This is a genomic window from Paenibacillus hunanensis, from assembly GCF_014645615.1.
Lineage (GTDB): Bacteria > Bacillota > Bacilli > Paenibacillales > Paenibacillaceae > Saccharibacillus > Saccharibacillus hunanensis.
Map to the genome: position 1 here is coordinate 171,695 of NZ_BMMB01000006.1, position 21,087 is coordinate 192,781.

17 protein-coding genes are annotated in these 21,087 nt (G+C 45.9%); 9 read left to right on the forward strand and 8 right to left on the reverse strand.

The window, feature by feature from the left end:
- Positions 1 to 84: 84 nt before the first annotated feature.
- A complete protein-coding gene (locus tag IEX62_RS14330; RefSeq protein ID WP_188776225.1) occupies positions 85 to 1,872 on the reverse strand; it encodes a methyl-accepting chemotaxis protein in 1,788 nt (595 codons plus the stop codon).
- A gap of 42 nt (positions 1,873 to 1,914) precedes the next feature.
- Positions 1,915 to 2,928, reverse strand: a complete 1,014-nt coding sequence (locus tag IEX62_RS14335; protein WP_373289138.1) for a BMP family lipoprotein — start codon at positions 2,926 to 2,928, stop codon at positions 1,915 to 1,917.
- A 253-nt stretch (positions 2,929 to 3,181) separates the two neighbouring features.
- Between IEX62_RS14335 and thrC the strand changes: the two genes are divergently transcribed.
- From thrC to IEX62_RS14360, 5 genes are all read left to right on the forward strand, one after another.
- Positions 3,182 to 4,582, forward strand: coding sequence for a threonine synthase (gene thrC / locus IEX62_RS14340; protein WP_188776226.1), 1,401 nt, complete (start codon positions 3,182 to 3,184; stop codon positions 4,580 to 4,582).
- A gap of 225 nt (positions 4,583 to 4,807) precedes the next feature.
- Positions 4,808 to 6,121: an SMI1/KNR4 family protein gene (locus IEX62_RS14345; protein ID WP_188776227.1), complete on the forward strand. Its 1,314-nt coding sequence runs from the start codon at positions 4,808 to 4,810 to the stop codon at positions 6,119 to 6,121.
- Between the two features lie 55 nt (positions 6,122 to 6,176).
- Positions 6,177 to 6,581: a GNAT family N-acetyltransferase gene (locus tag IEX62_RS14350; protein ID WP_229685797.1), complete on the forward strand. Its 405-nt coding sequence runs from the start codon at positions 6,177 to 6,179 to the stop codon at positions 6,579 to 6,581.
- 218 nt (positions 6,582 to 6,799) lie between these two features.
- Positions 6,800 to 8,209: an aspartate ammonia-lyase gene (gene aspA / locus IEX62_RS14355; RefSeq protein WP_188776228.1), complete on the forward strand. Its 1,410-nt coding sequence runs from the start codon at positions 6,800 to 6,802 to the stop codon at positions 8,207 to 8,209.
- Between the two features lie 377 nt (positions 8,210 to 8,586).
- A complete protein-coding gene (locus IEX62_RS14360; protein ID WP_188776229.1) occupies positions 8,587 to 9,864 on the forward strand; it encodes a hypothetical protein in 1,278 nt (425 codons plus the stop codon).
- Positions 9,865 to 10,043: 179 nt separating this feature from the next.
- On the opposite strand, the gene IEX62_RS14365 is transcribed toward IEX62_RS14360, so the two are convergent.
- Positions 10,044 to 10,997 carry an FUSC family protein gene (locus tag IEX62_RS14365; protein ID WP_188776230.1) on the reverse strand — a complete coding sequence of 318 codons (954 nt, stop codon included), beginning with the start codon at positions 10,995 to 10,997 and terminating at the stop codon, positions 10,044 to 10,046.
- A 269-nt stretch (positions 10,998 to 11,266) separates the two neighbouring features.
- Between IEX62_RS14365 and IEX62_RS14370 the strand changes: the two genes are divergently transcribed.
- Together IEX62_RS14370 and IEX62_RS14375 are read left to right on the forward strand one after the other, a co-directional pair.
- A complete protein-coding gene (locus IEX62_RS14370; protein ID WP_229685799.1) occupies positions 11,267 to 11,698 on the forward strand; it encodes a MarR family winged helix-turn-helix transcriptional regulator in 432 nt (143 codons plus the stop codon).
- A gap of 40 nt (positions 11,699 to 11,738) precedes the next feature.
- Positions 11,739 to 12,386, forward strand: a complete 648-nt coding sequence (locus IEX62_RS14375) for a nitroreductase family protein (protein ID WP_188776232.1) — start codon at positions 11,739 to 11,741, stop codon at positions 12,384 to 12,386.
- A 260-nt stretch (positions 12,387 to 12,646) separates the two neighbouring features.
- Here IEX62_RS14375 and IEX62_RS14380 read toward each other — a convergent pair whose 3' ends face one another.
- The 4 genes from IEX62_RS14380 to IEX62_RS14395 form a co-directional block, all read right to left on the reverse strand.
- On the reverse strand, positions 12,647 to 13,408 hold the full coding sequence (locus tag IEX62_RS14380; protein ID WP_188776233.1) for a YdcF family protein: 762 nt from the start codon (positions 13,406 to 13,408) through the stop codon (positions 12,647 to 12,649).
- A 247-nt stretch (positions 13,409 to 13,655) separates the two neighbouring features.
- On the reverse strand, positions 13,656 to 15,002 hold the full coding sequence (locus tag IEX62_RS14385) for an amino acid permease (protein WP_188776234.1): 1,347 nt from the start codon (positions 15,000 to 15,002) through the stop codon (positions 13,656 to 13,658).
- 222 nt (positions 15,003 to 15,224) lie between these two features.
- Complete coding sequence (locus IEX62_RS14390) at positions 15,225 to 15,899, reverse strand: DsbA family protein (RefSeq protein WP_188776235.1); 675 nt, start codon at positions 15,897 to 15,899, stop codon at positions 15,225 to 15,227.
- Between the two features lie 361 nt (positions 15,900 to 16,260).
- Positions 16,261 to 17,034, reverse strand: a complete 774-nt coding sequence (locus tag IEX62_RS14395; RefSeq protein ID WP_188776236.1) for an exodeoxyribonuclease III — start codon at positions 17,032 to 17,034, stop codon at positions 16,261 to 16,263.
- A gap of 428 nt (positions 17,035 to 17,462) precedes the next feature.
- Here IEX62_RS14395 and IEX62_RS14400 point away from each other — a divergent pair, with 428 nt between their 5' ends.
- A complete protein-coding gene (locus tag IEX62_RS14400) occupies positions 17,463 to 18,446 on the forward strand; it encodes a hypothetical protein (protein WP_188776237.1) in 984 nt (327 codons plus the stop codon).
- Between the two features lie 91 nt (positions 18,447 to 18,537).
- Here IEX62_RS14400 and IEX62_RS14405 read toward each other — a convergent pair whose 3' ends face one another.
- Complete coding sequence (locus tag IEX62_RS14405; RefSeq protein ID WP_188776238.1) at positions 18,538 to 19,467, reverse strand: helix-turn-helix transcriptional regulator; 930 nt, start codon at positions 19,465 to 19,467, stop codon at positions 18,538 to 18,540.
- Positions 19,468 to 20,141: 674 nt separating this feature from the next.
- On the opposite strand from IEX62_RS14405, the gene IEX62_RS14410 reads away from it, so the two are divergent.
- Positions 20,142 to 20,840, forward strand: a complete 699-nt coding sequence (locus IEX62_RS14410) for a cell wall hydrolase (RefSeq protein ID WP_188776239.1) — start codon at positions 20,142 to 20,144, stop codon at positions 20,838 to 20,840.
- Positions 20,841 to 21,087: the final 247 nt, after the last annotated feature.

Genomic DNA, 21,087 nt, shown 5'->3' on the forward strand with positions numbered 1-21,087 from the left:
TAATCAAAAATCCCCGTTTCTGAAATTCAGAGAACGGGGATTTTTCTGTTGCAGATATTCATGTGTTACGACTTATTTTAAAAGTTAAACAGCGTGCTTATCTGTTGGAATGCTGTCAGACGCTTCTTCGTTACTACCTGCATCGTTAGATGTTACGGGAGTAAGTGGTGACACCGAAGCGGGCGATACAGAGGACTCGCTACCAGACGCAGCATGCTCATCCAGCTGGAAGCGATCAAGCTCATGATGCATTTCGCCGCGAATTTGACGAAGCTGCTTCACCTGCTCGCTCGACTGCTGGAAGGCATGGCGCTGCTCGACGGTGGAAGCAGTAATCTCCTGACTACCTGCCGCAGACTGTTCGGTAATGGCACTAATATTTTCAATCGCTTGCTGTACCTGATTACTCAGCTCATGCGAGCTTTGCATATCGTCAGACAGGCGATGAATATGTGAAGCAATCTGCTGAATTTGCTGACTGATCTCGGCAAAGGAGGCATCGGTAAGCACGGTTGCCTGTTCCTGCTGTACAAACAGATCTACGCTGTTCGTGACGGAGGCATGCACCTGACCTACCGCTGAGGTGATTGCTTCGACCGCTGCGAAGATTTGACGTGCAGCTTGAACGGATTGATCGGCCAGCTTCTTCACTTCACCAGCTACGACCGCAAAGCCACGTCCAGCATCGCCAGCGCGAGCCGCTTCAATAGAAGCATTCAGGGACAACAGATTCGTTTGCGATGCGATATCGGATACGAGCTGCGTCATGCTGGCGATCTGTCCAGCATTTTGCTCCAGTGATTGTACGGTTTGTTGCAATTCACTCATCGCTTGACGGTTATTCGTTACGATCGCGAGCTGTTGCTGCATACGGCTGCTGCCTTCCTGAATCGAACGTAATACTTCATTGCTATAAGCGGCTGATTCGGATGTCGTTTCCAGATTAGAGCGGAATTTATCCTGCATCTGATCGACAACTTCAACTGTTACGCTCAGATCCTCAGCAATCTTCTGACTACCTACCGCCAGCTCCTCAATCGATTGAGCAACCTGACTTACGATATCCTGCATCCGATCATTACTACGATCAATATCCTGTGCCATATCGTCTACACGGTTACCCGCCTGGCCAATGGAGCTGACGATACTGCGCAGATTAGCAATCATCTGGTGGAACGCACGATTCAGCTCGTCCAGCTCATCGCGTCCTTTGGCTGCCTGTAGCTTCACAGTCAGGTCGCCACCTGCGATACGCTGCGCTGCATCGGTCAATACCTGAGTACGACGTGCCAGTTGTCTTGCTGTATAGGTATTGAAAATACCTACAGCAATAACGAGGATGATCGCGCCTACGAGTGCGATTTGCCATGTTAGCGTGATGCTAGAGGTCAGCTCGGTAGTATAATTTTGATAGTCTGCTTTGGTTTGCAATTTCAGCAGGTAGACATCGTTTTGAATACCTTCGATTCGAATGCTCTCACGTTTGGCATCGGCACCATTCTGATTTTGCATCGCGGTTGTGCTGGCTGTAGCGAGCTGCTTGAATTTGTTCTGAACCCGAGCCAGCAGCTGTGTTTCTGCGGGAGTAGGTAAGCCAGCTGCTTGTAGCGTATCCAACGTTGTTTGTACTTTTGTCAGCTGTTTCTCTACAATTGAACGATTACTTTCCGATATAGAAAAGGAATAGTTGTTCAGCGCCTGACCGGTGGACACCAGATCACTGTCCAGCTGCTGTACATTCAGCATATTAGGCACCAGATCGCTCGTTTGTGCGTTGATACTTAATAGCTGGAAGATGATATAACCGACCAGTATGAGCGAAGCGAGTAGCGAGATGAGCGCATTTCGCACCAGTTTTCCTTGTAATTTCATGGGGGATTTCCTCCAGTAGTTAAAAAGTAAGGGCCGTGCGAATTACGAGCCTTGCAGCGTGATTTTGATATCACCCGAGATCAGCTTTTGCTTCAGGTCCTCCAGCTGCTTTTGCTGGTCATCCGATAGCTCAACGAGATGAATTGGAGCCAGACCGACACCGCCATCTTGCAGACCGAATACCATGTCTTTTTTCGGGAATGTTTTATTGCTTTGAATATATGTTTGTGTCGCATTATATAGTGCGACATCGATATTTTTAACCATGGAGGAGATGACCGATTTTTCAGCTAAGAAGAATTGATCGCTATCTACACCGATCGAGTAAATGCCTTTTTTCTGAGCTTCTTCTAATCCACCGACACCGGTCAGACCTGCAACGGTATAAATCACATCGGTTCCATCATCATCAATCATTTTGGTAGCAGCGGCAGAGCCAAGCTCTGGCTTACCAAAGTCTCCAGTATAATTCACAACGACGCTGGAGGATGGATTGACCGCAAGTGCGCCCTGTTCAAAGCCACTTTGGAATTTATGGAGAAGAGGAGTTTCGATTCCGCCAATAAAGCCGAGCTTGCCTGTTTTACTAGCCATTGCTGCAAGCGCGCCGGCAAGGAAGCTGCCTTCTTCTTCTTTAAATGTAATCGAAGCAACATTGGGCAAATCTGATTTTTCGTCAATAAGTATAAACTGACGATCTGGATGACTCTTGGCAGCGGTTTCCAGACTGTCCTTTACAGCATACCCAAGTCCGATAATCAGGTCATTGTTATTTGCAAGAAGCTGATTAAAGCCTTCGTCATACGTTTTGGTGTCTGAAATCTCTCTGTAGTCAAACAGAATCTTGCCTTCATCGCGAGCACGAATAAGGCCATTAAAAGCACCGTCACTGAAGGACTGATCACCAAGTCCGATATCAGATAACACGATACCAACTTTGAGCCTTCCCGTGTCTGCCGAAGCGACAGGTTGTTTGTTCGAGCAGGCACTAAGAAGCAGAACTGCGGCTAGAATGATAAGCCCGCTAATTTTTTTCCAATGATTGTTTGTATACACTGGCGATTTCCTCTCTGATTCGAAATACGTTTCAAAGGGTATATCGGATATCCAAGTCAGTTAGTTAAGATGCTACACCAATGTAAACGTTAACAATTCAAAAGTTAATCTTCCGATGACGCTTTAGGGTAACTTTATCAAATTAATGCTTGGATGCAGACCTGTGACAGGGTATGATAGGAGTTAATCAATTTTGCAACATCTGCATATGCGATGCATAGGGATGAATACTATCGTTAACTGGGGGAAGAGTATGAAGTATATCAGCACGAGAGGACAGGTTGAGCCAAAGGGCTTTATCGATACTGTACTGATGGGACTTGCCGATGATGGCGGTTTGATGGTGCCAGAGAAGGTGCCGACCGTTTCGGAAAGCACGCTTCAAGCATGGAGCAAGCTAAGCTATATTGACCTGTTCCTGAATATATTTGCTCTGTATGTAGAGGATGAGATTCCGGCAGACGATCTACGTCAGCTTGCAGAACGCAGCTATGCGAACTTCCGCCATCCAGAGGTTGCTCCGGTGCGGCAAATTAACGATTCGCTTCATATTATGGAGCTGTTCCATGGCCCTACCTTTGCGTTTAAGGATGTAGCGCTTCAATTCATGGGTGAATTTTATTCTTACATTTCCAAAAAATACGGTGAAGTCATTCACATTCTGGGTGCTACCTCCGGCGATACCGGCGCAGCAGCCATTCAAGGTGTACGTGGTAAAGAAGGCATCAAAATCTGTATCCTGCATCCACACAATCGGGTGAGTAAAGTACAGGAGCTACAAATGACGACAGTAGACGATCAAAACGTGCTCAATCTGTCGGTCAAAGGCAACTTTGATGATTGCCAGAAAATTATTAAAGATCTGTTCGCTGATCTGCCATTCAAAAAGCAGCATCATCTGCGTGCGATCAACTCCATTAACTTTGTACGGATTCTGGCACAGACCGTGTACTACTTCTACGCTTACTTCCGCGTGGAGGAAGCAGCGGCAGGTCGCAAAATCAATATCTGTGTGCCATCCGGTAACTTTGGTAACATCTTCTCTGGTTTCCTGGCGCAGAAGATGGGACTGCCGATCCATAAGCTGATCATTGCGACGAATGAAAATAATATTCTGGAGCGCTTTGTGAAAACAGGCGAATATGAGCCTGGTGATTTCCGCAGCACACATAGCCCATCGATGGACATTCAGGTGGCAAGTAACTTTGAGCGTTATCTGTACTATTTCCTGAACGAGGATGCTTCCAAAGTAGCGGCCTACATGCAGCAGCTACAACGTGAAGGTCAAATCGTACTGTCCGGTGCGGATCTGGAGCAGGTGCAGCGCGACTTTGTCGCACATGGCGCATCCAATGCAGAATGCCTGGACGAGATTCGTAAATATAAGCAGGAATATGACTATCTGCTTGATCCACACACCGCCTGCGGTATTGCGGCATACGAGCAATACAATGGTGAGGATGAAGTGTGTGTAACACTGGCAACGGCGCATCCTGCCAAGTTTGACGAGGCGATTATCTTATGTGATATAAAGCAGGAATTCCCTGCACCAATCGCTGCGCTGTTCGATATGCCACAGCATCAGACGGTGATCGACCATGATAAGGATGAGGTTGTACGCCAGCTTGAATCGTTTTATACATTGCAGGTGTAATTACAAAATATAAGTATTCCGAAACCGTAGCCTATGGCTGCGGTTTTTTGATTTGTAAATAGAATGGATGAATAACAGATAACGATTCCAACTCTGTTTGGGTGAACATCTTCATAATATTGTGTTTTCACAAAAAACTAGGCATAGTAGATGTAGAAGCCGTAAAACGCATAAAAAATAAACTGATTCATAGGGATTTGTGCAGAGCATGAAGGGATGAGACAAATGACATTTCAACATCAACTGGAACGCTTGAAACTACAATGGAATGATCTGTTAGAGACGTTGCAGCATAAAGGTGCAGACGTAATCCATATATATGAAGAACCTGTAAAAGATAATCAGCTTGCTGAACTGGAGCAACAGCTTGGGATAGAGTTACCTGATGAGCTAAGACAGATGCTGGCTATGGCATCTGAAGCAAGAATGGGATGGACGCTGCCACATGAATCTTTGGTGCCATTTGGTGCCAATGGAGATTGGGGATGGTCGTTTCAGGCAATATACTGGCTGGATGTGTGGCAACTGGAGGAAGCCGTGAATCCTACACGCTATCTTACTTTTTGCCCTGGCTACAATGGAGATAGTCTTGTGCTTGATATGCACGCACCATCCAAGCAACATGCAGTGTTAAGCTGGAATCATGAGACAGGCGATTTTCAATTTCTTGCACCTTCACTCGGTGAATTTTTTGAGCGTGTGACAATCATGTATGGAATTGGAGCAGAATCATGGCAATATGAACCGTTTATCGATTATAGCGGCTTGAACGTCGATCATCCTCATTCACTAAAGTGGCGTGCTTGGATGCATGATTATGTGCATCTAACACTCGAAAAGGCACAGGCAACATTGGAGGGACTTATTCGTTATACTGAGGTGTCTGGTGTAGTAGACGTTTCATTGCGCTCAGCGTTTCATCATTTTGCACCGGAACTTATACTTCAAGCATGGCAGAAACGCATTAATGAGGAATCAGATCGTGGTATACGTGAGACATTGATGAAGTACATCGGTGATATTTGTTATACACATGCGGCAGATTGGGTACGTTCGCTGTGGAGATCACACGCTGAGGAGCGAATCAATGCGTCCGTGTTGACGTATTTGACAGTACGATGTTTACCAGAATCTGAAGGTTTGAAACTTGTGTTTAACGAGCTAGAGCAGATGGAGCAGACAAGTCGCCTCAATGGATATACGGCATGTGCATGGCTGAAGCCTTTTACAAGTCGTAAGGTGATTGAGTGGATGTTCCTTGGTCAGCGTGTCAGCTATCCCTATGATGGCTGGGATCGTCTCTTTGCCTGTTCTGCACCGTCAGCGGAGGATATCTGGCAATGGCTTGGTGGGAGTACGGTGCAGCAACAAGTCGTCATTAGTGCACTGGCAATGCTAGAAAATGTACAGACGATTTTTCCAGAGCAGGCTCAGTTGCAGCATACGCTGGGATTGCTGGAACAACAATTAGACAAAGCCGTTACGAAAAAAGAAAAAAATCTGGTGAACGGTGCTGTTCACGCGCTGAACAAACTATAAATACAGTCTTATTATAGACACGACAACATTTCATACATCAAAGGTGGTCATTACATTGGAAATTCAGCATCGTATTCCGTCAATCGACGAGTATTTGCATTTGCGTAAGATTGCTGGCTTGAGTGAGATGAGCCAGGAAGGTGCGGCAAAGGGATTGCCGCTCAGTCTGTTTGCAGTTGTACTGGAGGAGCAGGGCGAAGCGATTGGCATGGGACGTGTAGTAGGCGATGGCGGTTTATTTTTCCATGTGACCGATATTGCTGTGCATCCCGATCATCAGGGGAAAGGCTATGGAAAAGCCATCATGGGCGAGATTAGAGATTATTTGCAACAACATATGCCACCGCGTGCAATGGCTACATTGTTCGCCGATGTACCGGCAGATCGACTGTACGCGCAATTCGGATTTGAATACGCGGCACCAGCATCGCTGGGCATGTGGTTACGGCAGTCGTCATAAAGAAATGACGGTATAGCCTGACAGCGATAAGAAGTGGCGTGAGCAGAAGCTATATAAGAATAGGAATGATTTGACTTTTTACTGGAACGTTATGCAAGGCAGACGTATAATAGGACTGTTGTTGTAAAATGAAAACCGTTCGGGGATCGGTAGCCTGAAACGGACATGAATGATGTGCCGTCAGACTGCGCTGCCCCGCACAGTCGGAGGAATGAGTAGTGAGAATAGAGAAAGATTTTCTGGGCACCAAAGAAGTTCCCGATGAGGCGTATTATGGCATTCAGACCCTGCGTGCAGTAGAGAACTTTCCGATTACTGGACAGAAGCTGCATCCTGAATTGATCCGCGCGATGGCAATGGTCAAAAAAGGAGCGGCACTGGCGAATATGGAGCTGTCCCGTCTGTATGGACCAAAAGGCGAAGCGATTGTACAGGCAGCCGATGAGATTCTGGAAGGTCGCTGGATTGACCAGTTTATCGTCGATCCGATTCAGGGTGGTGCTGGAACATCGATCAATATGAATACGAATGAAGTGATTGCGAACCGTGCGCTTGAGATTATGGGTAAGGAAAAAGGCGCATACGTTGATATTAGTCCGAATAACCATGTGAATATGGCGCAATCTACGAATGATGCATTCCCGACAGCGATTCATATCGCTACACTGTCTATGATCGAGAAGCTGCTCGTAGCGATGCGTGAGCTACAGCAATCGTTCCAGACCAAAGCAGATGAATTTGATACGGTTATTAAAATGGGGCGTACGCATCTACAGGATGCTGTGCCGATTCGTCTTGGTCAGGAGTTCCAATCGTATGCACGCGTGCTTGGTCGTGACATTCAGCGTGTAGAGAATACACGCGAGAATCTGCTACATATTAATATGGGCGCAACCGCAGTCGGTACAGGTCTGAATGCGGATCGCCGTTATATTGTGCGTGTGGCTGAGATTCTAGCAGACATTAGTGGCTTCCCACTGGCAGCATCCGATCATCTGGTCGATGCCACGCAAAATACCGATGCCTACACCGAGGTATCGGCTGCACTAAAAATCTGTATGATGAACATGTCCAAAGTGGCAAACGATATCCGTCTGATGGCTTCTGGTCCCTATGCAGGCTTGAATGAGCTGAACCTGCCAGCACGTCAGCCAGGCTCCTCGATCATGCCGGGTAAGGTCAATCCAGTGATGTGCGAAGTGATTAATCAGATTGCCTTCCAGGTTATCGGTAACGATAATACGATCTGCCTTGCATCTGAAGCTGGACAGCTGGAGCTGAACGTTATGGAGCCAGTACTGGTGTACAATCTGCTGCAATCGCTGGAAATTATGAAGCAGGGCTTCACGGTGTTCCGTTTGCATTGCATCGATGGTATTCAGGCCAATGTCGAGCGTTGCCGTCAGTATGTGGAGCGTAGTGTCGGTGTCATTACTGCACTCAACCCGCATCTGGGCTATGAGGTGGTATCCCGTATTGCGCGTGAAGCGATTCAAACGGGCAAATCAGTACGTGAGCTGTGCTTGCTGTACAACGTATTGACCGAAGAAGAACTGAACATTATTCTTGATCCGTATCAGATGACCGAGCCGGGCATTGCTGGCGAAGAGCTGCTGCATAAGGATTAAGACTAACGATAGCATCATATTTTTCTAAGCCATGTGTACGGTATTGCTTAGCCGATACAGTTTGCTTTCAGGCAAGCTATAGCGAATAAAAGTATCTTAATACAGGCGCTCGTTAAAAGGCTATTCCTTCAGTAGAATAGCCTTTTTTACATGGTTCTGTCATTTTCGCATCGTACTGGCAAATATGTTATAGTGCATGTAGGCATCTGGCTGTATACGTTTACTTGCATAGATCATGCCTGTCATTTTACCGAAAACGTATCGAAAAGCCTTGTTTTACGTGCCCTGTGCAGTATTCTATTATTCAGAACGGAGGGATAGCTAAGTAACTCATTGAAACAGAGCTTGTACATCGTGGACAGAGAGGAAGGATATTAATGAAGATGAAACGTTACCTGCTACAATCAACGATTGGAATTGGCGTGAGTGCAGCACTGCTAAGTGGAAGCGTATGGCTGCCAGCTGCAAGTCATGCACCGGTTGCTAGTGCCGCGGCATCCTCTGGCGTCGATGTGACCTCCAGTATGGAGAAATTAGGACAGCCATTCAAGGGCGGCCCTTATGCGCGTAATGTATGGGATATGCAGGTGTATGATGGCAAAATCTATCTGGGTAGTGGGAACAGCAGTAATTCCGGGCCGTCGCCTAATGCTGGGCCTGTGCCGATTATTTACTTTGATCCATCCAGCAGTAAGTTTGTAACTGAAAAGGTGGTATCGACAGACAGCAAAACAGGGGAGTCGGTCACACGCGAGCTGACTGCGGATGAGCAGATCGATACGTTTAAAATTTTGAAGGGCAAGCTGTACATACCGGGGAACGATTCGGTCGTACCGGGCTGGAAATACGGCAACTTCTACGAATTAGGCAAGGATAGCTGGACGGAGTATCAAAACATTCCTGATGCCCTGCACGTTTACGATATGGCGTACTATCAGGGGAAGATGTTCGCCGCTGTTGGCACGGAGGATAGCCCGGTCGTGATGATGTCCGGTGATGACGGCAAGACATGGGAGCAATTTGCCCGTATCGATGGCTATGGTAGCCGTGCGTATAAATTCTTCCAATTCAAAGGTAAGCTATACGCCGCCGCGATCATTATGCCAGACAACAAAATCTGGGGTGACGAGACCCATGTACTCGCAATTGATAAAAGTCTAAAGGCAACGCAGGAAAAGGTAAATGGTAAAAACATCTTGCCCGGCATGACCTTCGTGCAGGAAGCGGGCAAAACGCCATACAGCCGAATTAGTAAAACGGTCGTTGTGAACAATAAGCTCGTCTATATTGCTGGTGAGTTATACAATGATTCGCAAACGATGCCAGAGGCGTTAATCGCAGCTAGTGATGTGAATAATGGCAAGCGTGTAGAGCTACCCGATGCCAAGGCAATTCCAACCGATATGATCGTGCGTAATAATGTGCTGTATGTGCTCACGTATACGAAGCAAGCGGATGGAAGCTATATGAATCGGGTGTACAAAACACGCAATGTAAATCAATGGTACCCGGTGCTGCAATTCAAGCAGAGCACCTATGCCAAATCACTTGAAGAGCTGAATGGCGACTTTTACTTTGGTCTGGGTACAGATACCGAGCCGCTTGCCGAATCAGCTGGACAGATTCTGCGTGTAAAGGCTGCTGCACTGAAATGATTAAGAAGCTGTGATGCATCTTTATGGAATACATCTGTATAAATGATCTAGATGCACTATCTTTGACTGAGCTATACGCTTTGAATGAATAATCGGTACAGGATATCAGATCGTTCCGTTATAGAGCATATTATCTTATGTATCGACAATAGAATAGACGAACAATAAGCCGTCTGTTGTCACATTTTATTGTGACAGACAGACGGCTTATTGTTATTATACTGCTGCTTTCCCTCAGGATGCAGGTTCATCGGCGGTGCAATTTTACGTGGTAGCATAAGTCCAAGTCGCTGTAGCTCCTGCAAAATGCAGCGCACGTGATAACGATAGATCATTAGCAGGTCTTCACCATGAGAGGTGAGCGGACGAGAGGAGGTAAACTGCACATCCAGCTTATTCGTTGCCTCTAATGAAGGCTCATCTGTTAGCAGCCGGAGCTGACGCATATGGGAGTACGTATTATGATAAATATCGATCTCTTCCTCCAGATGCTCCATCATCGTGCGCTTTTTCTTATTCAGATGGAATTCCGATGTATATGTCTCATACACCTTTTCCAGCTCGGACATGTCTGCTTTCAGTGAGCTAATATGCACACCACCACCCTGACCGAGTAGCTCATGTGCAAGCTGAGTGAAATGCCGACGAAGAATTTTGCGCCGATGCTCCATTTGACGCTCATGCTTGGGTGGGAAAACGAGATAATTCACCGCCACCGCCACACCGATACCGATCAGCGTATCGATTACCCGATTCATTCCATAAAACCATGGACTTTCACCGGGCTGCAAATTGAGCATAATCGCGAGAAAGACGATGCTGGCGATCGAGATTGATTTGTTCCATTGCAGTAGATTACAAATATAAATCACGACGACAATCCCAATCGCCGAGAAGAAGGCACTGTACGGATCGATCAGCGCAAAGGCAAGGCCGCAGATCGCACCTACAATCGTACCCATCACTCGATTTTTGCCGACTGTGTAGGAGTTGGTGACTGAATTTTCCATGGCAATGATCGTAGCGATTACCGCATAAAATGGATATTGCAGATGAAGTGCCTGTGAGATGAACAGACAGATAAACACCGCAAGTGCTGTTTTAATATTGCGCATACCAATAGCGTATTTCATAGCAACAATCGTTTCCTTCCTATATTCCGTTTATTCCGTTTGAATCATGAGGATTTATACTATAAAGGATTACCCGTTTATTGTCTATGTGGTTAATCTCAGTGTAGAATATTTGTGTAAAATTGATATTTTTGATTTTTAGCAATTTAATTTACATAAATGTAATTGCAATTTTTACATAGGTATGTTATTATTTGATATGTCAATGATTGATGGGTCACATAATATGGATTGCATCGATCACGCTGGCCAGAAAGGAGTGTAGACTTGTGTCAACTTCCACCACAGATGAGGTTTTCAATCAGATACAGAGTCTTCAACGTCAACTGGCCTGCACCTTTGAGAAATGCGCGGGCATTAGCGCTTCGCGTCTGCAATTGCTCTGTCAGCTATCCCATACTGAAGAGATTAGCCAAAGCTCGTTGCAGAAGCTAGTCGGTATTGATCATGCCGCGATTACGCGACATCTCAAGCAATTGGAGGCTGAGCAGGTGGTCGTACGTCGGAATAATCCAGACGATAATCGCATCACACTCGTACAGCTGACTGATCTTGGTCGCGAGCGTATCATCGCCTTTCGTGAAGAACGAGAGCAGTTTGTTGCGCGCATGTTTCATGGCTTTAATGCAGGGGAGCAGGAGCAGTTGCTGGATATGCTACAGCGCTTGAACGCTAATATTAGCGGAGCGATGAAGCTGTAAGCAGCATCCCACAGAATGATAAATAGAGGAGAAAATTCATATGACAACAACTAATACTGTAAACAAAACCAATGATTTTAACAAAATCGCGCTGGAACGCCGTTCCATTAAGAGCTACGATCCATCCGTAAAAATTAGCCGTGAGGAAATGAACGAAATCCTGACTGAAGCTACACGTGCACCATCTTCGATCAACCTGCAACCTTGGCGCTTCCTTGTAATCGAAAGTGAAGAAGCTAAAGCAAAACTGCTGCCACTGGCGAAATTCAACAGCCATCAAGTGGAAACAGCAGCAGCTGTTATCGCTATTTTCGGCGATCTGAAGCATGAACAAAATGCAGAATACATCTTTGACAAAGCAGTAGAACTGGGCTATATGCCAGCAGAAGTAAAAGAACGCCAGCTTCCATTTGCACTGGGCTACTATGAAAACCTGTCCGAGCAAGCTCGTAAAGATATCGCTATGATTGACAGTGGTCTGGTTGCGATGCAAATGATGCTCGTTGCACGTGCACACGGCTACGATACGAACCCAATCGGTGGTTATGAAAAAGACCAGATCGCAGAAGTATTCGGTATGGATAAAGACCGTTATGTGCCTGTAATGCTGCTGAGCATGGGTAAAGCAGCGAACGAAGGCTACCCTTCGATGCGTCTGCCACTGGATATGGTTGCTGAATTTAAATAAGAGTGAAGTGATTCTAAGCTGATCCCCTTCATCTTGGAATAATAAAACGCCCTGCTATGGCTAGCTTGCGCTCTGTTTCTGGATACCTAGAAATGGAGCACAAGCCGCCAGGCAGGGCGTTTTTGCTATTGGGAAAGTAGTGAGCAATGATCGAAAAGGTCGAGTAGATGTATTACAAAAATAAATACGAGGGCAGCTCATCATACATAATCAAGTCACCTTACAGAGTAGAACGCCGATCATGCTAAAGATGCTATAGGCTATACTAGCGATTTTATCCAGATCACCAGCATCCCAACATACTCCTTACAGGCTGTTCCAGTCGAGCTTATCGCACTACCAGAGGGAGAGAACTTACCTGCATACATTGAACCAGGCTGACTCACCCAGTAATCCGTTGGATAAGGCTGTACCTTCATACCAGCGCGCTCAAATTCCATTACGGATCGTGGCATATGAAAGGCAGAGGTGATCAGCAGCGGCTTACTCCAGTTATGCTGCTGCAATAGCTGCGCTGTATTATCGGCATTTTGCGCCGTATTCAGTGAACGATTCTCTGCGTATACATCCTGTGGAGGAACACCCATACCAATCAGCTGACGACGCGCAATATCAGCTTCATTGCCGCTATCCGTAAATACCTGACCACCGGAGAAAATAATCGGTAGCCCTGTTTGGCGATACAGTCGTACCGCTGTAATCAGACGATTGCCTGCTGCACCTGACAGATTGCCTTCGCCATCGATATCCGGTGTACCACTAGTAGCACCGCCGCCCAGTACAACGATCACGTCGCTTTGTATAGTAGTCGCGGGCGTATATTGACGCTCCAGACTGCCAATCAATGCATCCGATACAAGCGACGTCATGCTGGCATATAGTAGCAGGTTAATGATCAGCAAGGCGAATGCCTGCCTTGCTTGACGCTTAACCCCTAGCCAGATGGAGAGAGCTAGTAGAAGCAATACGAATAGACCGGGTGGAAGCAGAAAGCTATAGAGAAATTTGATTATGTAGAGCATGAGCGTGTAGACACCGCCTTTGATAAGTTGTTCATGTAGGGCGCTGAGGCCTGCTTATCATTGTACAACAAATAGAAGCTAAATAAAGCTTAGGATAGGCTGAGCGTGGTAGAGAGGAGGAGGCTGGATGTACTGTATGGGTAAGTAGTATAACCAATAATGCTCCTAGCGATGGGTAGCAAATCGAAGTATACATACAAAAACAGCCTGTCCTACATCGTGTGGAGGACAGGCTGTTGAATGATCATTACGCTTCTTTTTTACGGAATTTGAACAGTGCGCTGATCAATAGCACGATCAGAAACGCTATACATGTACCAATACTAATCCGGTTATTCGCATCGAACAGGAACAACACTGCAATCACCGCCAGTGTCAGAGCGGTTAATCCAGAAATGTAAGGATACCCCCAGATACGGAACTGCGGCTGAACTGGATAGTTACGGCGCAGCTTGAGCTGGGACAGGCAAATGCTGATCCAGACGAGCAATACGACAAAGCCCGGTACAGCGATCAGAATGCTGAATACCTGATCCTGTGCAATATAGGCAAGCCATGCACCGATTAGCAATACGATCGCGCATAGCACAAGGCTGTTGATCGGCACGCCGCGTCGATTGGTACGAGCTAACAGAGCAGGCGCTTCATTATTGATCGCCATCGAATGCAGCATACGTGTGGCACCGTAGATACCAGAGTTAGCAGCCGACAATACAGCTGTAACCAGGATAAAGTTCATAATATGAGCTGCACCCTTCAAGCCTGTAGCTGTCAGCACCTGCACGAACGGGCTTTCCTGTCCGCTCAGCTGATTCCACGGAATCAATCCACAGATGATTAGAATCGGCAGTGTGTAGAACAACACGATCCGCAAAATAAAGCTTTTCACAATGCGAGGCAATACTTTAGCAGCATCCGGTGTTTCATTAAGCGTGAGACCAATCAGCTCGGAGCCACCATACGAAAACATAACGACCAGCAACGCCGATACGATCGCCATCCAGCCATTTGGCAAAAAGCCGCCATGTGCCGTAAAGTTGCTCAAATACGGTGTATCATTACTTGGAATAATGCCAAACAGCAGACATGCACCAAGGATAATAAACACAATAATCATCGCAATTTTGATACCGGCAAGCCAGAATTCCAGCTCACCGAGTCGTCCTACACTCAGCAGATTGACGAGCAGAACGAAGATTGCACTTGCAAGACTGAGCACCCAGAGTGGTGTGTCGGCAAACCAGAACTGCAAAAAGCTCCCGGCAGCGATAACCTCAATCACGCAAACCGCCAGCCACATAAAGCAGTACAGCCATCCGACAATAAATGCCAGACGCTGACCGAAGGCAAGCGAGATAAAGTCTTTCATATTGCGATTCGGGTACACGGTTGCCATCTCAGCAATCGCACCCATCACGACCAGCAGTAGCAAGCCAGCAAAAATATACGTGAAAATAACGCCGGGCCCTGCAAGGCCAATCGTGTCGGAACTACCTTTGAAAATACCAGTTCCGATAACTCCACCCATCGCCATAAACGTGATGTGGCGAGGCAGAAGTCGTTTTTGTAATGATGCTTCCGGGGTTGCCTTCAAACTAAAATCCTCCTTAATCAAGCTACAATAGTAATGCTTTAAATCAATCCAGTAATACTATCTTACCTGATTATCGGTTTTTCTAACACTGAATGAGATATTATTTTTAATATTTCAGCTAATTTGCTTGCAATGGTGACATCATACTTCAAATTATCGTAAAAAAGCTCTGACTGCACAGATGGCAGATCAGAGCTTTTTTGTTCAACATATGAGGACGATTTAACAACCTTCAGGGCTATCCATTGCGCAATAGAGCGCTGCTTCAGGCTGTACATTATGGAGTTTCGCCAAGCGTGCCTCGATCTCCTCGACATTCATCGTTCCGCCAATCGATGTATATTCATTGCCGCTACGAAGCAGCAGAGTCGGATAGCTGTTCACACCGAGCGCACTTACGTCAGCAAATTCTGCACGTGCAGCCTCTTGACTGGCTGGATCATGGAATAGGGTCAGCACAGCCTCTGCATCGATATGATTCGCCAGTGCGATTGTGCGATACGTCTCAGGCTCGCTCAAGCTTTTGCCTTCAACGTAAAAGGCGTGTTGCATCGCTGCTGCAAGCTCGATTGCATGCTCAGGTGCGACAGAGCGCAGAGCGTAGAAGCCAATGGCTGCCAGCTCCGAATCCATTACAAAGCTTCCATCATGTAAAAGCTCCTGATAACCAGAGCCGAATTCTGCACCAGTTAGCTGGCTAATCCGCTGATTTGCTTCTGCAATATGCGGGAAGGCACCAATCGCTTGACTGCGGTTCCCTGTAAATAATCCACCACTCAGGATAGTGAGCGGTAATTCAGGGTGGTTGTTATGCAGACGATGAACCGTTTTAGAAAAACCATGACACCAGCCACAGTAAGCGTCCCATATATAAATAAGCTCTTGATCTGAATTCATTGTATTAATCTCCAATCTATTTGTGGAATATTGGGTGTATCATTTATCGATAACAATCGGTGAATGTAGAATCTGTGATACAGTAAATGTAACTAAATTTGTTACATGTAACTATAATAGTTACAATTAATTTGTTTGTCAATTATTTTATGTATATTATGTGGGCTACATTTTTTGCTAAAAACAAAAGCAGAACTGTCCAAGTTCAACAGTTCTGCTTGATAGATGCTCGATAGAGACATGTAACTGTAATCCGTTTTTAAAAAATAACGGTAGAATGTAGCTGTATAAAGCTCATTAAAATAAGTCCAAAATACAGTGTATGTCCGTTTTTATAGCATGTATCTAATTGAATGGTGGATTAAAGCTGTGCCAGCTTTTGCTCATCCAGCTCTAACAGCACCGGACAATGATCACTGCCCATAATTTCAACATCAATCTGGGCATCAACCAGACAAGGCGCTAACCGTTTGGAAGCAAGGAAATAGTCGATACGCCAGCCGATATTGCGTTCGCGTACCTTTGCCATATATGACCACCAGCTATATACATCGCTACGTTGGGGGTAGAAGTAGCGGAACGTATCGATAAATCCAGATTCCAGCAGCAAAGACATTTTGCCACGTTCTTCATGCGTAAAGCCGGAATTGCCAATATTAGAACGTGCATTTTTGAGATCGATTTCCTGATGAGCTACGTTTAGATCGCCGCAAATGATGACAGGCTTGATCTGATCAAGCTGCATCACATAATGGCGAAACCGCTCCTCCCATTCCAGACGATACGGTAGACGCAGCAGATCGCGACGTGCGTTAGGTGTATACACGTTAATCAGATAAAAATGTTGAAATTCCAGCGTCAGCATGCGCCCTTCTTCCTCATAATCCTCCTCCATCCCGTAGCGCACAGATAGGGGTTCCACACGCGTAAAGACAGCGGTGCCGGAATAGCCCTTTTTCACGGCATAATTCCAGTAAGGAAAATACGTATCACCATGATCTAGCTCAATCTGTCCAGCTTGCAGCTTCGTTTCCTGTAGACAGAAAATATCCGCATCGATTGCGGTAAAATAATCGTTAAATCCTTTTTTAACAGCGGCACGCAGGCCGTTTACATTCCATGATACGAGCTTCATTATCTAACTTCTCCCTTATGCATACAATCTATAGAGCCTATTTTAGATGCAGACAGAGCTGCATGTAGACCGATTGGCTTATTGTAACATGTCTGCGTGATCGTCGAAATGAAGGATCGGTGAAGATGAATGAGGGGAACAAGCGTGTCTGGCGAATAATCAAAAGTAATTTAAAGTAACAGGGAGTAGCAACAGTGTAGTGAGAGTGTAGTGAGAGAGTAATGAAGGAGTAGTGAAAGAGTGGGAACGCATGCTCTTATTTTTATTGACAATGCTGTAAGGCTCGGTTATAGTGAAATCAAATTGAATGCTGAGCGGGAGAAGCACCTCGCAGAAACGGTATAATGCCGATTCTGGAGGTGCTTTTTGTCGTTTATATGCTCAGATTCATCATGATGATGGATGATATTAAAGGAGGAATAAGCACTATGAAAATGAATTTGAAGTCGATGAAGTTTACGGAGACGGAGGCGCAGCATGGCACGAAGGAAGTAAGTATTGATCAACGTGACACGCAGAAAGAGCAAAAGATCGCAATGCTACCATTCGCTAATTCAGCTACAGTCGCAGGTATGACGGGTGACGATGTAATGAACCGAAGCAGCATCAAAGCCAAAGCAAGAGTAACGAGTCAAAGTCGTTTCATACATAAGCTAGCTATAGCCAGTCTATGCCTCGTATTATTTTTGACAGGTATGCCGCTTTCCGGGGTTCAAGCTGCCAGTTCCAACTCGGCGATGAGCAGTATAGATACGCTGTACGATAGCATTACCGCCCTTGAGCGTGTGCTGGAGCTACAAAATGTTCAAATTCGTGCGCTACGTCAGCAGAATAACGCCAGCCTGAAGGGAGTACAGGAGCGTATCCGTCAGCTGGATACATCTCGTCTAGCTACGATGCAGACCGCATTGAAGCAATTAGAAAATCGTCATGCACCGCTACTCAAGCGCTATACCGATCTGGGCAAAAGAATTGCAGAGGCACGTAAGAAAAAGGATGATCGAAATGTACAATCGCTATTATTAGAACGAAATGGGATTAAAGCCCAGGTCGAAGCAGCCCGCGCCGAGCTGAAACATAAACGAACAGAGCTGGCAGCCGCACGCAAAGCAAGCACGGTTCGTAAGCAGCAATTGCGAAGCCTGCTACAGCCTGTTCAAACCTTGAAAAAGCAAATCACCTCTGAAAATAAAGCCATCACTGCCGCATGGAAAATTCGTACCTCCGCACGCAAAGGTTATCATGCAGCTGTGCGTCAGGGGAATGCAGTAACTGCGCTTGCTCATCTCACTGTAGTATATAAGCAGCTGGGGCAGGTACAGGCATCACGTCAAAAAATACTAAACTGGGAGCAACAGATAACGAAGACGATTCAGACGGTTGCTTCTCGTCCAGATCTGACGAATGGATAGCCTGCCAGCTAACAATATCGAATGCTGTGGATCGCATCCGAGCTGCCGTAGCTATCAAATTCAAGTTTCCAACCTGTGACCTGTGCAAGTATTATTGCTCAAAGTCCAGATTTTGCGGTGCTGCGGGTAGGTCAGCATCGGGATCAAGATTGGTCAGTGGTACATCGAGCCCGACCTCTTCAAAACGTAAGCTGTCGATCCATACATGCCCTTTGCCAACCAGCATCACGCCAAAAGCGATAATTGTACTTTCCGGTGGAATATCCAGTACAATCGCATAATGATTCCAATCACAGTCACCTGTAATCGGACGATTATGCATATTATCGAATTGTAGTACATTCTCATAGCGATCATCGACTCGCATCCATAGCCCGCAGCTTTGCTGTACCGCACTTGTTTTCACAAAACCAGAAAAGCGCATACGTTTCCCACGATAGGCATGGGCTTGAAATTGCTGCATCAATGTGCCAAACTGCTGCTCCTGCATTGCCATTGAGGGAGCCTGATCCGTAGAAGGCGTGTACAGGTGAGCCGATTGGCGTCCCGTGTGAACCTGCGCTCCATCTAGCTCGATAGCATAATGGTGCATAGAGGTTCCGCTTAAAAACCAGCCTTCAATCGGGGATTCAGATGGGGAAGTGTAAGTCATGTTCATAGTCGATTCTCCTTTGTGATAGGTGAGAGTAGCGTCTTGCTGGAATAGCTTGCGATAACGTCCTGGGGGCAGAGCATATTCTTTTTTGAAGGCACGAGTAAAGGCTTCCTGACTTTCAAAGCCACATTGCATAGCAATATCCAAAATGCCCTGCTCAGTAGTGATAAGCAGTAATGCCGACTGACACAATCGACGCTGCCGAATATAGTCAGCGATGCCTCTGCCTACCGCCCGACTGAACAAATGATGAAAGTAATTTGGGGCAAAGCCAACCTGTGCAGCGATATGCTGTAGGCTAAGCTGTTCATGCAGATGGGCTTCGATATATTCGATACTATGCTGAATGTGTCGGGTATGCTTCAAGGGGTTCGACCTCCTTGGATAGGTTTTCTTATGCTGCTGAGTAGAGTGGATTAGATTAGTGATCAACAGGTGATTATACAATCAGCCTATAAAGCATAAAGTGTAGAGTATAATCTTCGCATGTAGAGCGGCTTTGCTACGAACAGCATACCAAAGTGATTTTGATCGATTTTGATTATTTTTACGGAAAAAAGAATCAATTTGTTCTTTTCGTGTTAATACATGATGGGTACATAGAGATGCTGTAATTTTGCTTTTGGAAAAAAATCTGATATACTGCTTTATGTTAATGACAAAATTGAAACTATTACGTGGGCATATACCTATTCAAACGTCCTTGAAAAATGTAACTACAGCCCCAGTTTAATTTGTCAATTTGCGGATAATGCTTGAAAATGATAGATAAACCAAGAATTGTTAGGTCTGTGGCAGGGAGATAGATGTATAGGGCTATGCTATACTGCTACCAGTAGGAGTACTTTACTGGCTCCATGATTTGTTCTTGAAGTTACAATATCGTCATTTTTGATTTCCAATTGATTAGTGAAGCTAGTGGCATTACGATTGCATGTATTGTAGCAGGCAAGTTCCGCTAACGGCGAATTTCGTATCTTCACATCCAGAACACAGCCAATCCGCACATTTATTACTGAATATGGAGGTTATACCGAACGATGAGAAAACTACCCGCTTTGATTGCATCCTGTGCCTGTGCAGTAGGCATTACTTTTTTAGCAGCTCCGGCAGATGCCGCTTTGCTGACGCAGGGAATGCGTAGCTCGGATGTGGTGCAATTGCAACGTCAGCTTGCTAATCATGGTTATTTTTATGCCAATACGACTGGCTATTATGGCAGCATCACCTCGAATGCTGTAAAACAATTTCAGCGTGACCACGGATTAAGTGTAGATGGTGTGGCTGGCCCTGCAACATTGTCCAAGCTGGGCACGAAGAGCAGTAGCGGCATCGTCACTGCAAGTGCATCCGCAAGCTCTGGCTCCAAAGGTACATATCGTGCTGATCAGGATTCACTCGATATTCTGGCCCATATTATTTATGGTGAAGCACGTGGGGAGTCCTTTGAAGGACAGGTAGCGGTTGGAGCGGTTGTATTGAACCGTGTACAATCCGGTGAATTCCCGAATACGATCTGGGGTGTTGTGATGCAGCCTGGACAATTCACAGCTGTTGCTGATGGACAATATTACTTGAAGCCTAACAAAGCTGCCTATGATGCTGCAAGACAGGCGCTTCGTGGTGTTGATCCAACCAATGGCTCACTATATTACTATAACCCGCGTATCGCTACCTCCGAGTGGAGCATGCGCCGTCCGGCTGTGATTACGCTGGGACAACATATTTTCACCAACTGATATCATTAGCACCATCTAATGTGCAGTAGCAGGAATGGTCTGCTCAAACTCAATTCATAAGCGTTATCCTAAGTGATTATGTATTACTTATATGTATTACCTAAACGATGTGAATGAATTTGGTGCATTGTATAACAGATTTCCGCCTCAGCTTTAAAGGTTATACGAAAAGGCCTTTCGTCCATATGAAATATGGAGGAAAGGCCTTTTTTGTGATCCGTATTCAGTGATCCGTATTCAACCGATA

What these genes read in the sequence shown, in the direction of transcription:
- IEX62_RS14330 (WP_188776225.1), bottom strand. Translation starts at nt 1,872, where the DNA reads ATGAAATTACAAGGAAAACTGGTGCGAAATGCGCTCATCTCGCTACTC.
- thrC (WP_188776226.1), top strand. Translation starts at nt 3,182, where the DNA reads ATGAAGTATATCAGCACGAGAGGACAGGTTGAGCCAAAGGGCTTTATC.
- IEX62_RS14345 (WP_188776227.1), top strand. Translation starts at nt 4,808, where the DNA reads ATGACATTTCAACATCAACTGGAACGCTTGAAACTACAATGGAATGAT.
- IEX62_RS14360 (WP_188776229.1), top strand. Translation starts at nt 8,587, where the DNA reads ATGAAGATGAAACGTTACCTGCTACAATCAACGATTGGAATTGGCGTG.
- IEX62_RS14365 (WP_188776230.1), bottom strand. Translation starts at nt 10,997, where the DNA reads ATGAAATACGCTATTGGTATGCGCAATATTAAAACAGCACTTGCGGTG.
- IEX62_RS14375 (WP_188776232.1), top strand. Translation starts at nt 11,739, where the DNA reads ATGACAACAACTAATACTGTAAACAAAACCAATGATTTTAACAAAATC.
- IEX62_RS14380 (WP_188776233.1), bottom strand. Translation starts at nt 13,408, where the DNA reads ATGCTCTACATAATCAAATTTCTCTATAGCTTTCTGCTTCCACCCGGT.
- IEX62_RS14390 (WP_188776235.1), bottom strand. Translation starts at nt 15,899, where the DNA reads ATGAATTCAGATCAAGAGCTTATTTATATATGGGACGCTTACTGTGGC.
- IEX62_RS14395 (WP_188776236.1), bottom strand. Translation starts at nt 17,034, where the DNA reads ATGAAGCTCGTATCATGGAATGTAAACGGCCTGCGTGCCGCTGTTAAA.
- IEX62_RS14400 (WP_188776237.1), top strand. Translation starts at nt 17,463, where the DNA reads ATGAAAATGAATTTGAAGTCGATGAAGTTTACGGAGACGGAGGCGCAG.
- IEX62_RS14410 (WP_188776239.1), top strand. Translation starts at nt 20,142, where the DNA reads ATGAGAAAACTACCCGCTTTGATTGCATCCTGTGCCTGTGCAGTAGGC.